This is a genomic window from Paenibacillus amylolyticus, from assembly GCF_047302515.1.
Taxonomy (GTDB): Bacteria; Bacillota; Bacilli; order Paenibacillales; family Paenibacillaceae; genus Paenibacillus; species Paenibacillus amylolyticus_G.
The window spans coordinates 1,279,170-1,293,074 of record NZ_CP168019.1 but is presented as its reverse complement, the minus strand read 5'-3'; the positions used below and the strand labels follow the sequence as shown (position 1 = coordinate 1,293,074).

Here is a 13,905-nt window from a genome sequence, read left to right as displayed (position 1 = left end):
GGGAAATCCGGGGATAAAGGTATGCTTTCGATGCAGCTTTCTTTCAGAAAGCTTTTAGGTGCACGCTTCGCTTCTTCAGGCTTTTTCTGCCCTCTCCGTTATCGTGTAAATGTCTAGTTGGACATATAATTGCTTTGATTATTCTTTAATCAAGCGGCTTCGCTTGTTTTCTTCTCATCCTCGGACCAGCTTTGACGTGTCATGGTACCCCATGAGTTGTTGTTTTGCATGAACTGCACATGTCCCTGCAATCTCCACAGTACGCCGAGCTGGTGGTAACCCACGAATTTCAGCGCGGAGTAGACGAGCATTTTGACCAGATCGGAGAGTTTGTTGTAACGTTTGAAAGCAATCTCCTCCAGGACAAGTGCGCCTACACTCAGCAGATAACCACTCACAAAGTTCAGCAGTCCGAACAGAACCAGAATCGGCCATTGCGTCATATCCAGAAGGACATATCCAGCGAGAGCCAGAAGTCCGGTAATCCGGAAATACGGGTTGAGCGCTTCAAAAAGGACGTTATATGGCATGGTCACCATACCCATAACCTTATATTTTGGATTGAACAACATGCCACGATTCTCGATCATGTTCTTCAGATTCCCGCGGCCCCAGCGCTTACGCTGACTGGACAAGATCCGGTAGGAATCCGGTGCCTGCGTCCAACATACGGCCTCAGGACAGAAGGCAATGCGGTACTTCAATTTGTTTTCCAGCATGTAACGGTGAAGTTTGATGATGATGTTCATGTCTTCCCCAGGATAACCATCCCGGTATCCACCCACGGCGATTACAGCGTCCTTACGGAACATACCGAAGGCACCAGAGACAATGATCAGACCGTTCATGTGACTCCAACCAATCCGTCCGCCCAGGAAGGCTTTGAGATATTCGATCGACTGGAACATGGGCCAGATCTTGCGTGGCAGCGATACATCTTGTACTGCCCCGTTTTCAATTTTGCAGCCATTAGCGATCCGTACATCTCCACCGATGGCTACCGTCTCTTCCGGATTCTCCATATACATGCGTGCCATGCGGATCAGGGCATCCTTCTCCAGCAAAGAATCGGCATCGATGGAAGAGATCAACGGATAATGGGACAGGTTGATCCCGGCATTGAGGGAATCGGCCTTACCGCCGTTTTCCTTATCAATGACATACAGATCCGGGAACTCCGGGTTATGGTAGATCCCACGAATTTTCTGACAGGCGATCTTGCCCCGAATCTTCGTATTGGGTACTGGCTTCAGCCGATATTCCTCCAACAGGATATTTAGCGTGGCATCACTGGAGCCATCATTCACAACAATGACTTCATACGTTGGATAATTCAGCGTCATCAGGCAGTTCACATTTTCAATAATCGTCAGTTCCTCGTTGTATGCCGGTACCAGCAGAGAAACGGAAGGCACCAGTTCCGAGCCTGACAATGTATTGTATTTGGAATAATGCGACCGCCGGAAGATCGTCCAGATGTTACGGAACGATAAAGCCAGAATGGAAAAGTAGAGCGTATTTACAAAAACAACATAGTAGATTGCGACCATGCCGTAGATTAATAGTAGATCCCTAAGCAGTGTAATCCCCTCCTACCGTAGCGACACCTGTGCGTTTCTTGCTGGTTCTATTCTCTCGGACAGGGCCGAAATAGCGATCGTACAGCAGTCTTTTTTTGTTATGTGCAATCATCTGCTCTACAGCTCTGTCATCGGTTCTCGTATGCTGCATGGTGCTCTCAATCTGCTGCATCGCAATCTCGCGTTCAGCAACTGTACCTTGCACCGCAGCCTGACACAGCGCTTCGAATCCCGGTTCACCGAGCTTGCTCAGACTCTCCGCACTGTTATAACGAACTCTCCAGTCTTCATCCCGCAGCGCTTTGCGCAGTAATGGAATACTGCCAGATGCATGTTTCGAACCAAGCGCTTGTACCACTTCGGCGCGAACTTCCGGATCGGGGTCCTGAATCAGCTTCAGAATTGTCTCATCCCGGAGTGCCGGACTTGCGCTAAGATACAGCTTCACTGCTTCGGCACGTACATCCTGATGTTCTGCGCCTACCAGTCTGTCGAGTGCAGGCATCACTTCAGGCACAGCCTGTCCCCACATGGCAACCAGTCCGACTTTGACAAAATCAGGATTCCGATCCTCCAGCAATTCAATTAGAATTCTGCTCGTATCCAGACTCGTTTCGAGCAGTATATCTGCTGCCAGATGGTGAATGGACTTACCTTTGGTTAACAGCAAAGCGAGCATGTCTTTCAGTTCACCTTGCTGAGTCGTACATCTGGAGATGGACCGACCAATCATAATGGCCATCGGGCCTGGTTTCTCATCCTTCAGCAATTCCATCAAACCCGGAACGGCTTCGGGACAACGCATGCCACCCAAGCGATAAGCTGCATCAATCTGGCGACCATAACGCAGACGGCCCAGTTCCTTCAGATCATGCTCTACGAATCCTGCTTCACGACACAGTGCAATTAATTTGTCGCGATACTCACCCTTGAACTGGTCGATCCATTCAATTAATCTGTCCTGAATGACTCTGCGTTCCAGCGGAGCCAGCTTGCCTGGTGGCAGTTTGAGCGGACTATTCTCGGTCAAGGCTGTTTGCAGATAGGTGAAGTAGTCACGCTGTTTCAATTCATAAAACGCCGTCTTGCGTCGTTTGCCATTGTGGGACATTTTCATGGCAAACAATACGATGACGCCTACAACAACAAGTGCGATACAGATGTACAAAAACAGATAGGCCAAAGCCAAACTTGGAAACATGTGAAAAGGTCCTCCTTTATACTCATTTATTCGATCTGAAAACTAGGAATTTTTTCATAACTCTTCTTCATTTTTTCGTAGCTTAGCTTCAGCCGTTCACTATACTGCACCTGCTCCCAAGGCTGCCAGCTATATACCGGCAAAGTATTCAAGTTCAGGGTCGTCTGTTCACCCCCAGGCCAAGATACTTTCTTCGTGGCGCGGTCCGTTAACCACGGAATGAGGGTAACGCCTTCCACAGCAACTGTGGAGAACTCACGTCCATTCTTGAGCGGTCCATAGTCGATCGCTTGCAGCGAACTCGGATCACCGAACCCAAGCAGCATCCAGGGAATTCGCATCTCCACTTGATTGCCGTTATACTGCCATGCCGTTAATGAATCCGTATCGGGCTGACCGGGAGCCGTCGTTCCCCGCTTCAATGTTCCGACCTTTTCATTCATGAACGGTTGAGCAGATCGGGTATCCGGCGGTGTCATCCTCAGGCTGACTGCCAGATTCCATGGGTGGAACGGATCTGCCGAGTCTGACTGCTGATCTGGCAGCATGTCGTATCCTTCTTTGCCGTACAGGCGCTGATTAAAGTCATAATCCTTGGCAATCTCCACCTGTGATTCTTCATCCTGTCCCAGTGTAATCACCGTCTCAAGACCATCACTGAGCGTCCGGCCCGGGAGTATCTTGTCAGGCTGACTGCCTCCGGCAAGTGTATCTGTGCCAATTCGCAGCACCGTCTTCTCCGGGTCAAAAGGTTGATCCAAGGTCAGCCCAATATACAGATAGGCTTCGTCATGGGTCATCTTCATTTCCTGAATGCCGTCCACTTGACCCTGCCAGGTCGTGACCTCTTCATCCTTCAGATCATCCCAGTCATCCAGTGATCCGTCGATAGTCAACTGTTCCTGTTTACCGGGGTCCATGGCAAGCAGACCAAACATCTTCTCGTTTGTCAGCACGTTCAGCCAATATGCACGGCGATCAGCCGGGATTTCCAGTGGCATCGTGTTCCATGTTTTTTTGAACCATTCATCCTGCCACATGAACACAATTGCTCCCGAATACCCTTCATCATAGATATCCTGCGTCAGTGACGCGTCAATATCTCCCTGCTCTACTTCGTTATGTCCACCCTGATTCCGTCCTCCCATACCCAGATGGGAAATACCAAGAGAAGAGGGTACGCCATACTCTGTAATCATTACAGGCATATCGGAAAACTCGGCTTTCAGCTTGCGCAGATAACTTTTGTACGTGTTGTACTCACCGTTCTCATCCTTGATGGTTTGGAGCGTTTTATCGATATGGAACAGATCCGGGTAATACGGGTACACATGGTAGGCTGCAAAATAACCTCCCTGCCATGCCTCCGGCTGAATATGTCGGGCATCCACACTGACGAGATCCTCTTCATACAGCGGCTCGCCGGGATGATCCAGCACATCGGTCGTTACCCAGTTGGTGAAGGTCATCGGATGTTCCCATCCATACTTCTTCTCCAGGACCGCCGTATGATCCAGCAGCTCTGCGAGCCAGTTCTCGAACGGTGACGCTTCTGGACTCGCCGAGAAATGAACTCCCTTGTACTGCGGCACATCCGCATGTTTTGCGTTTGTGTTGTCTACCATCGCCGGGTCCCATTCCGTCCCCACATGCCAGGCCATCAGGTATTTTCCTGCATTCGTTTTGTATTTGCCGCTGGACTCTCCCTGCTTGGCAGGAATGTCCGCATCGCCATAGACAGCAGATACGGCCTTTTCAATCTCCTGCTTGAACGTCTGCTCAATATGGGCCGCGTAGGCATCCTGTTTCTCAATCAGCTCTTCTTCAGGTGACCATATGCCCTGTATAAAATATAACGGTTGCTCCCGGCCGCGGTTATATTCGACCAATGCGGAGTAGAAAATTGGTTCGTGAACTGTGTATACCCGGATTACATTGGCTCCCAGATCCTCGATCTGCTGGAACCACCGCAAGTAATCCTCTTTGGTCAGCGGGAATTCTCCCGGGTAATGCCCCGGTGAAGTTGCGCCCAGGTTGACACCTTTGACGAACATCTCCCTCCACGTTCCATCTGGCCCGTATTCCATGAACCGGTCTCCATCGGTCTTGAATTTCATCTCCGTGCCGTTCTCCGCTGTGTACGTAACGAGCTTGGGTTGCATATAGTGCCATCCGGCAAATATCCCACCGGTCACCACCACTGCTCCTGTCAACACCGTTAATAGCCAGCGTCTTCGTCTTTGTCTGCTCATGTCTTTAGATTGCTCACCTCTCTAATATGCATCCTGCTTCAACATCGAATGGTCCAACATGAAGTTTACGAATCATTCCGCTTCGGATGTCCGCTTGGTAGAGATGTCAGCGGTGTAGTTCTCACTATAGCGCTAAGACTCTGCATTTGTAACTAGGCTGATGGAAGCAAACATGAAATGGAACATTCTGCCCATAATTCGTAAAAAGCGCCATCAACTAGCACCCGAAAGCCTCCAGGATACGTCTGATTCCCAAACGCTAATATTTGCTGGAATCGCATGGATTAGATACCCTGCTGATCTTGCACTTCTGGAACCTTTATTGTTATGTGCAACGCGGGTACAGGCAACGTTTGCCGTTTGAACACATACCCCATTAAACGCGAGTTATAATTTAAAGTTGCGGACCTTTTTACAGTATTAACCATAAAGATTACAAAATTGATACTATAGTCCGATAACGCATCAGCGATATTCCGCGTCACATCAAGGTTTTCTGAAAAATGCAGAAAATCAAAAAAGGACGTCAGTCCCCCTCTATAGGACTGTGCCCATTTATAGCCCTTTTACAAAAAACCAAATGAACGCCCGGTCATCACCCGGAAGTCACGGATCTCTCACATTAAATGTAAAAAAGCACATCTTATTTCCTAATTTCTGCCTCTAATATAGCTAACCCATAATTGTGTCCAATTTGCAAAATAATTCCGGTTGCCGCATCTCGAATTGTCGGATATGCTTATAAAACAAGAACACTTGTTCCATACTGTAAATAAACTGTTAATTATCGATGTTCAAATAAAGATAATTGATGCTTAACAGATGAGCTTAGCATCACGGATAAGGAGAGAAGTCTTATGCCTCGCCAAGACAGACGTGTCATCATGCTGGCAGACTGCCAGTCATTCTATGCCAGTGTGGAGAAGTCTGCACATCCGGAATACAAGGACCGCCCTCTCGTTGTCGCGGGAGATCCGGCGCGCCGTTCGGGTATTATTCTTGCGGCCTGTCCACTCGCCAAGTCCTATGGAATTACGACAGCTGAACGACTGGGCGAAGCGCTCGCCAAATGTCCAGATGTTGTTGTTGTTCGCCCCCGGATGTCCGAATACATTCGGGTGTCCCTTCATATTACGCGTATCCTTCAGTCTTACACCGATCTGGTGGAACCCTATAGTATTGATGAACAGTTCCTCGATGTCACCGGAAGCCTGGATCTGTTCGGCAGTCCCGAGACGATTGCGCGCAGCATTCAATCCAGAGTGATGGATGAGACGGGTGTGTACATTCGAATCGGCATCAGTGATACCAAGGTCTTTAGCAAGATGGCCTGTGATCTGTATGCCAAGAAAGTCCCGGGAGGCATCTGTACGCTAGTTCGCAAAGATCTGCCTTCGACTATCTGGGAAAAACCTGTGCGAGACATGTTCATGGTTGGTTCCCGCATGGCGCAGCATCTCTACAAGATGGGGGTTCACACCATCGGTGATCTGGCCCAGACCCCACTGTCCCGACTGAGAGAACGTTGGGGTGTGAATGGCGAGGTACTGTGGCGTATCGCCCGCGGTATTGACGATTCCCCGGTCAAACCCGGGACGTATGCTCATCAGCAGCAGGGAATTGGACATCAGATGACGCTGCCCCAGGACTATGACTCCTGGGAGGATATCAAAGTGGTACTGCTTGAACTGGCGGAACTTGTCAGTCGACGTTCCCGGGACAAATCACTCATGGGCCATGTGGTCTCGGTTGGTTGTCGCGGACAGGATTATGATCGGCCAACCGGTTTCTCCCGCCAGATGAAGGTGAATGAACCCACCAACATTACGGATGAAGTATACGATGCGGCAGCAGCTCTGTTCCTGCGCCATTGGGACGGATTACCCATCCGTCGCATCAGCGTGTCACTGACCGGACTTGTACCCGATTCTGAAGTGCAGCTGTCCTGGTTCGATGACCGTGAACGCAAAAGAGAACTGGAGCGTGCCACGGATGATATCAAGCGCAGGTACGGAGATACCGCCATTATGCGGGCATCTTCCCTCTACTCGTCCGCTCAAGCCCATGAACGTTCTTATAAAATTGGAGGTCATTATAAATGAGTAAAAAATTGCAGCAAAACGGTATCTTCGAGTCCTCACGCATGATGCTCCCCGAACACCGGGAAGCCTACATTCTTCATCAGGAACAACTTGCTCCTCGTACCCGCCCATCCCTGGATGCCCAGGCCGCAGAAGAAATGTCCCGTTTGCTCAGCAACTCGATGATGCTTGGAGATAGGGTCACTATTACGTTGTTTCACGAACATGACGATATCCGTTACACCGGGCAGGTGCTTCGGCTGGACCGTCCTGCCCGGACCCTCAGACTACTGATGAAAGATGGGTCCCGGGATATTCAGATGAACCTCATTACAGATGTGGCCCTAGCCGATGACTGAAGGGAGATATACCCACCCCGATGTTGTGGATATTCCATGATAGATGCAGCATAGCCGTTGCCATGCAGGACTGTCTTCCTACACTTCCAGGTGAATACCAAAAGCAGCCGACGAGACATATCCTGACCATTCACTTCGTTCTAAAGAAGCAAAATATCAGATATGTGATTCATCGGCTACATATAAGGGTAAAGCTTTTTTTCTGAAAAACTTCTTAGAAAAAGCTCCAGTCGAATTCCTTGGACAGACGCTCCAGCAGATGCACGCCGGCAATACTGTTGCCTTTGCGATTCAGAGCCGGGCCAACAAGACCTATGCCGAATTGTCCCGGTACAAGGGTCAATATCCCTCCGGATACTCCACTTTTGGCGGGCAATCCAACCTCGATGGCAAATTCGCCTGATGCATTATACATACCACAGGTGGTCATGAAGGTTTTGGCAATCTGAACATAGCGACGAGGGATGAGTTCTTCTCCCGTAATTGGATCTGTTCCATTATAGGCCAGAACGAGTGACATTCGAGACAGATCTGCACACGTCACTTCAATGGAGCAATGACGGAAATACACGGCAAGCACGTCTTCAACGTCATCCTTAATGACCCCGTTGTGCTTCAAAAAGTAGCCAAGTGAACGATTCATATGACCGCTCTCCGATTCGGACTGGAACACCTCTTCGTTATAGCCCAGCTGATCATTATTCGCCAGTTTGCGGAAAAACTCCAGAATGCGGCGTGATTTTTCTTCCTTACAGTCTCCTCCAACAAGCGATGACACCGTAATCGCACCCGCATTGATTAATGGATTAAACGGAATACCGGGTTCGACTAGTTCAAGCTTGATCATCGAATCGTAATCGTCGCCTGTGGGTTCTTTTCCTACATTAAAGAAGACTGCTTCTTCACCATGGTCCATTAAGGCCAGAATAAGGGTAAATACTTTGGAGATACTTTGCATCGTAAATGGGACACCGCAATCCCCTGCCGACACATAGTTCCCTTCGGCGTCCATGATATGTATACCAAGCTCATCCTGAGAGGCTTTGATAAGCTCCGGGATATAAGAAGCCACCTTACCCTGCCCGGTGTGCAAACGACTGGTCTCCAGCCACTCCGGTAGCAATGCATTCAGACGTTCCATGGTTGAATTGCTCATATGTCATCTCCTCCACATCTCTATATAAGCAAGCATCTTGCATGAAATGTTGAACCCATGCACCATGATGATAATGAGTTCCAGCCATCTCATGCAAGATGCCCTATATTCTCTGATTACCCTCAGAACAGTTCCTTTACCGCTTCATTTGAAGATTTAACTCCAAAATCTCACCGGGAAGACCATCGTAATCACCTGTCCAGGTGGATACAAAGTTCTGCCTGGTCAAGATCCGGCGGGAAGCAGCGTTACCCGGATCGATAACTGCATAGAGTGATCCAATCCCTGCGGCTTGTGCCTGAATAATCAACCGTGACGCTATGGATGTGCCTTGACCTTTGCGCCAATGTTCAGGCAGGATCATGTAACCTATCTCAGCCTTGGTCGGGTCCTCCTGATCCGGAATCAATTTGGCATACGCAACACCAGCACCATCTTCACTAAATACCCGGTAATGTCCGCAAGTGGAACGCTCATTAAAATCCAGCATGGACTCGAATTGTGTTCTCGCCTCTTGCTCAGGTATTGCACGTTCTGTAATCTGTTTCATTACTTCCATATTGGAAACCAATGCATAATAATCATCAAAATCAGGTTGTGTGTATTTAATAAACTTCATGATATGCCTCCTCTGGGGTACATAACTTGGTCTTAGTCTTGATGAATTCACCTAGAGTATAACAGATGCGAATGATACAATGCACACAAGGCACCACGCTTGCAGGCAGCCAGATGGTCCGATAGGTCAACAAGTCAGCAATCTGACCACTGTAGATACCAAAAAGCGGCCTCAACTGGAGACCGCTTTGTTACTTTGTTTTTTAATTTGCTTTTTAAGATGAAGAAATATTCTCTGTTCCGTACTTCCAGTGCATGTTGTTAGCTTGCCCGTGATGAAGGGTTAAGGTTCATCTGTTTTTCACGTTGACGTGCACGACGACCTTGACCCGGAGGTGTAATGATCAGTGCGAGCAACAGCGAGACAGCGCAGAGTACAGCAATTACGATAAAGGTTAAATGGAATCCGCCCAGCAGGGCGCTGATGAATGATCCAGCCAAAGCACCAAATCCAAATCCCTGATAGATCACACCATAGTTTTTGCTCTGATTTTTCAGTCCGAAGTAATCGGCCACAATCGCCGGGAATACCGTAATGTTACCGCCAAAGCAGAATGCAACGGCCGCCACACAGGCGAAGAAGATCCCGAAGGTCAGTGGAACCAGACTAAGTGTCATGACAGCTACGGCTGTAACCAGCAGCGCACCAGCGATGACCTTCATTCGTCCTACTTTATCCGACAGCGCACCAAGAATAATACGTCCTGCCGTGTTAAAGATCGCAACCATGGCCACTGCGTTCGCAGCGGTAGCTACATCAAGACCTGCAAGCTGTACACCGATATCTTTGACAATACCGATCAGATACAAACCGCTCATACACGCCGTGAAGAAAATAACAAACAGCATGTACGCTTCTTTTGTACGCAGCATCTCTTTCACCGTATAGTCATGACGTGCCACGACTTGTTTGGATCCTTCCTTGCTTGCCGGAGCCTGTTCACGAACAACCGCTTCACGGATCAGGAATGATCCCGCAACGACCAGAACAAGAACGATAATGCCCCAGTACATAAATGCCTGAGCAGGACCAACGGCACCAATCAATGCCGTGTTCACATATTTGAACAATAAACTACCGGTACCGAATGCGCCGACCGAGATACCCGAGATCAGACCTTTACGCTCCGGGAACCATTTGATCAGATTAGACAACGACGTGATGTACGCCGTACCATCTGCAAAACCAACGACAAATCCAGCCAAAATGTACAGCAGGGTTAACGAGGTGACTTGGGAACTCAGAATAAGACCCAGCCCAAGCACAACCCCGGCTACACGGATCAGGCGCTGAAGACCCCAACGTTCCTGCAACCGGCCTGCAAACAATGTGGCAAATGCCAAAGCAAAACTGGTAATTGAAAAAGTTATCGCGACCGAGCTGACGTCCCATCCGAAACGATCAGACAACGGTTGATTAAATAAACTCCAAGTATAGATGGTTCCAAGACCCATTTGTACAATGATGGTCCCCAAAACAATAAGCCAGCGGTTCATTTTTGTAGGTGCAGATGTTGATTCAGGTGTTGATGAAACGGATGAAATGGTTGCTTTCATCGTGATCTCCCCTTTGCCGATGTCATATACATGAATGCGTTCACAAGCTAATCATACATGAAAGGGGATTCATTACACCGTTTTGAGCATGAGTTGCATCAGATGCGGAATGAAATGCTTCTAGATGCGCATGAGTTGCCTGAATTCTTTGACCTTACCGCGACTTACAGGTACTTCAGCCTCCAGATCGCGCAGACGAAGCAGATACGTATTGTTAAACCAAGGTACAATTTCACGGATTTGCGACAGATTTACGACGTACGAACGGTGGCAGCGAAAGAACGTATCCTGTGGCAGTCGGCTGTGAAAATCCGATATGCTCACTGGCATGGTGAACTCCCCATTTTTGGTATATACCTTCGTCACTTTCTCTTGTGCTTCCGCATAGTAGATATCTGCCGTATCCGTAACAATAATATTGTCATTCCGCAGCAGATTAATTCTTCTGTCTGTATGGGAATTCGTATCTCGTTCTCGTACCAGTTCACCATGCGCAGCAGATCCGTCCGCCGTAGGGGCTGGTCCATCCTCAACATGTTGCTCCACCGGCGCATGATCACGTTTGAATGCGAGCTCCAGCTTATGGAGCATTGCAGCAATTCGTTTCTCGTCATACGGCTTCAGAATATAATCAAACGCCTCCAACTCAAAGGCTTCCGCTGCATGTTCCTTATACGCCGTAGTAAATACAATGTAGGGTTTCGTTGCAAACTTCCCAATATGATGGGCCAGCATCATACCGTCCAGCGAGGGAATATTGATATCGAGAAAAATAACATCTACTTCTTGTTCCTGCAAAAACTTCAGTACATCCAGTCCGTCTTCAAGGCGATCAACCACCTCAATCTGACTATGTTCTTGGATTAAATAATTCAATTCTTCACTTGCCAGAATCTCGTCTTCCACAATAAGAGCTCTCATTGATCCATCATCACCTTGTTACGACATCTCCTTTGGGCACATCAAATAAAATATCGGTTCCTTGTTCCAGCCTTGTAATGGTTACACCTTGTCCATAAATAAGTTTGACCCGGCGATGCACATTATATAGCCCGATCTGGTTACCAGGCATACGGTCGTGGTAGACCCGTTCAATAATATCTGCACTGATGCCTGCCCCTGTATCACTGACACTGATTCGCACAAACTCCGGATAATCCTGTACCCGAATTCGAACAGTCCCGGGTCCTTTGACCTTGAGAATGCCATGAATAATTGCATTTTCCACGAGCGGCTGGATGACAAGGCTCGGAATATGCACCGCGACCTCATCAATCTCATAGATCACGTTAAGTCGGCTGCCAAAGCGAGCTTTCTCAATTTCTACATAATTCCGGACCTGCTCCAGTTCCTTATGAATATCAATTAACTCATCCGACAGCTCCAGATTGTAGCGCATGTACCCGGATAGATTCACAATCAGCTCCCGGGCACGATCCGGTTTGGTTCGGATAGACGATGCAATCGCATTTAGCGCATTAAACAGAAAATGAGGATGAATGGTTGTCTGTAATGCACGCAGCTCTGCTTTGTTGGCAGCAGCCTTGATCTCTTCTACCCGCGATACCTCCATCTGGGTCGATATGATCTGCGATAAACCTACAGCCATCGTTTGTAATGGATACGTAATTTTGTACGCTTTGCGATAATAGATTTTGAGCGCACCTGTAATGTCTCCTCGTTCTTTGAGCGGAATGATTAAGAGCGAGTGGATATCGGGTGTTTTTTCATCAATCACATCATTACTGATCGTAATCTCCCCGCTGGATATCGTCTTCTTGGTCATCTCACTTATAATTTCATTACCAATATGATATCGTTCCTCGCCAAATCCTACATAAGCCAGTACATTCCGGGTATCCGTAATTGCAACCGCATCAGCCTGAATATCCTCCTGGATAATCCGGCAGATTTTGCGCAGAGAATCCTCATCAATCGAACGGAAATACGGCAAGGTTTTGTTTGCAATCTCCAGTGCCAGCTTCGCCTGACGGGCTGCAATCATTTCCTTTTCCCCTTCAACGCTCTGCACCAAGAGCACAATTAGCCCAATGTTGACTTCACCCAGAATCATAGGCAGCGCAATCTTCGAAACAATATCGGCACCCAGTGGATCGGGATAGGAAAACAGCAGGATCAATAACATCGTGAGCGCTTCACAGATCATTCCGGCACCAATACCGATAATCCATCGCTTAGGCTTAGGCGTGTACTTATGTATATATCCGGAGACCAGACCTGCCAGGATACTCGTGATCAGACACGGGATGGCTGTGACTCCATCCATATCGATCAAATACCGATGCACCCCGGAGACAATCCCCGTAATAATACCTACAGGCGCTCCGAACAAAATACCACCCGATAACACGGCGATGATCCGCACATTCACGAGTGAACCTTCCACATTAATGCCCGTATACGTCCCGAAGATGGCAAAAGCACAGAATAACAAGGTAACCGCAATATACTCCTGCCACCTTAATTTCCCCTTTTGCAGAATCTGCCTAAACCTCGGCACCCTCGACAGAAAGAATAAAAATATAATCAACAGCGCCGCCCGTTCAAATAAACCCAGCAGCATCGTAAACATTTCCAATCGTACTTCCTCCACATCTGTCTAATATAAATACATACCGACACGCTACACTCTTGACGAAACATCCATGACATCGATCCCTACTGCTCGTATGCTCGTATGCTCGTATGCTCGTATGCTCGTATGCTCGTATGCTCGTATGCTCGTATGCTCGTATGCTCGTATGCTCGTATGCTCGTATGCAACAGTTTACCGCTCCCCCCGGAGGAAAGCAAAGTCCATCCTGTGAAAAAACATCAACAAGACAGCACCATGCATGCATATGATAGTTCATCCTTTAACTTCTATGAAAATGTCCGACTCCAGAAAAACCTATGTTATAATTAGTTGTCATGTTATTCCAATTATTCAGTGAAATTAATTATAGAAAGGTGTTCCTGCATGCTTGCCATTCTACTCCTGGGTGCACTTCTGCTTTTAGTCTTTTATGGTACACCCTATACTTTATCTCCCAACGAAGCCAACATCCCGATCGCTCATCGGCGATTGTCCTGCGAATAAT

Annotated in this window: 10 protein-coding genes; 2 read left to right on the top strand and 8 right to left on the bottom strand. The window is 48.1% G+C overall.

Annotation, left to right across the window (positions count from 1 at the left end):
- Window positions 1–149: 149 nt before the first annotated feature.
- The 3 genes from ACDJ59_RS05640 to ACDJ59_RS05630 are packed head-to-tail and all read right to left on the bottom strand — an operon-like array spanning window position 150 to window position 5,033.
- Window positions 150–1,550, bottom strand: a complete 1,401-nt coding sequence (locus ACDJ59_RS05640; protein WP_174806433.1) for a glycosyltransferase family 2 protein — start codon at window positions 1,548–1,550, stop codon at window positions 150–152.
- Window positions 1,551–1,572: 22 nt separating this feature from the next.
- On the bottom strand, window positions 1,573–2,781 hold the full coding sequence (locus ACDJ59_RS05635) for a HEAT repeat domain-containing protein (RefSeq protein WP_413407922.1): 1,209 nt from the start codon (window positions 2,779–2,781) through the stop codon (window positions 1,573–1,575).
- Between the two features lie 26 nt (window positions 2,782–2,807).
- Window positions 2,808–5,033: a hypothetical protein gene (locus ACDJ59_RS05630; RefSeq protein ID WP_413407921.1), complete on the bottom strand. Its 2,226-nt coding sequence runs from the start codon at window positions 5,031–5,033 to the stop codon at window positions 2,808–2,810.
- An 857-nt stretch (window positions 5,034–5,890) separates the two neighbouring features.
- Between ACDJ59_RS05630 and ACDJ59_RS05625 the strand changes: the two genes are divergently transcribed.
- On the top strand, window positions 5,891–7,135 hold the full coding sequence (locus tag ACDJ59_RS05625; protein ID WP_413407920.1) for a DNA polymerase IV: 1,245 nt from the start codon (window positions 5,891–5,893) through the stop codon (window positions 7,133–7,135).
- On the top strand, window positions 7,132–7,473 hold the full coding sequence (locus ACDJ59_RS05620) for a YolD-like family protein (RefSeq protein ID WP_413407919.1): 342 nt from the start codon (window positions 7,132–7,134) through the stop codon (window positions 7,471–7,473). Before ACDJ59_RS05625 ends, ACDJ59_RS05620 begins: the two co-directional genes overlap by 4 nt.
- Before the next feature lie 214 nt (window positions 7,474–7,687).
- On the opposite strand, the gene glsA is transcribed toward ACDJ59_RS05620, so the two are convergent.
- The 5 genes from glsA to ACDJ59_RS05595 all read right to left on the bottom strand — a co-directional run bounded on the left by glsA (window position 7,688) and on the right by ACDJ59_RS05595 (window position 13,388).
- Window positions 7,688–8,629 (bottom strand): glutaminase A, encoded by a 942-nt coding sequence (gene glsA, locus ACDJ59_RS05615; protein WP_413407918.1) that lies wholly within the window; start codon window positions 8,627–8,629, stop codon window positions 7,688–7,690.
- A 136-nt stretch (window positions 8,630–8,765) separates the two neighbouring features.
- Entirely contained in the window at window positions 8,766–9,248 is a 483-nt protein-coding gene (locus ACDJ59_RS05610) for a GNAT family N-acetyltransferase (RefSeq protein ID WP_413407917.1), read from the bottom strand.
- 260 nt (window positions 9,249–9,508) lie between these two features.
- Window positions 9,509–10,744, bottom strand: coding sequence for an OFA family MFS transporter (locus tag ACDJ59_RS05605; RefSeq protein WP_091018296.1), 1,236 nt, complete (start codon window positions 10,742–10,744; stop codon window positions 9,509–9,511).
- A 180-nt stretch (window positions 10,745–10,924) separates the two neighbouring features.
- Window positions 10,925–11,725: a LytR/AlgR family response regulator transcription factor gene (locus ACDJ59_RS05600; protein ID WP_047843671.1), complete on the bottom strand. Its 801-nt coding sequence runs from the start codon at window positions 11,723–11,725 to the stop codon at window positions 10,925–10,927.
- Window positions 11,726–11,735: 10 nt separating this feature from the next.
- Window positions 11,736–13,388, bottom strand: a complete 1,653-nt coding sequence (locus ACDJ59_RS05595; RefSeq protein ID WP_413409729.1) for a LytS/YhcK type 5TM receptor domain-containing protein — start codon at window positions 13,386–13,388, stop codon at window positions 11,736–11,738.
- Window positions 13,389–13,905 lie beyond the last annotated feature (517 nt).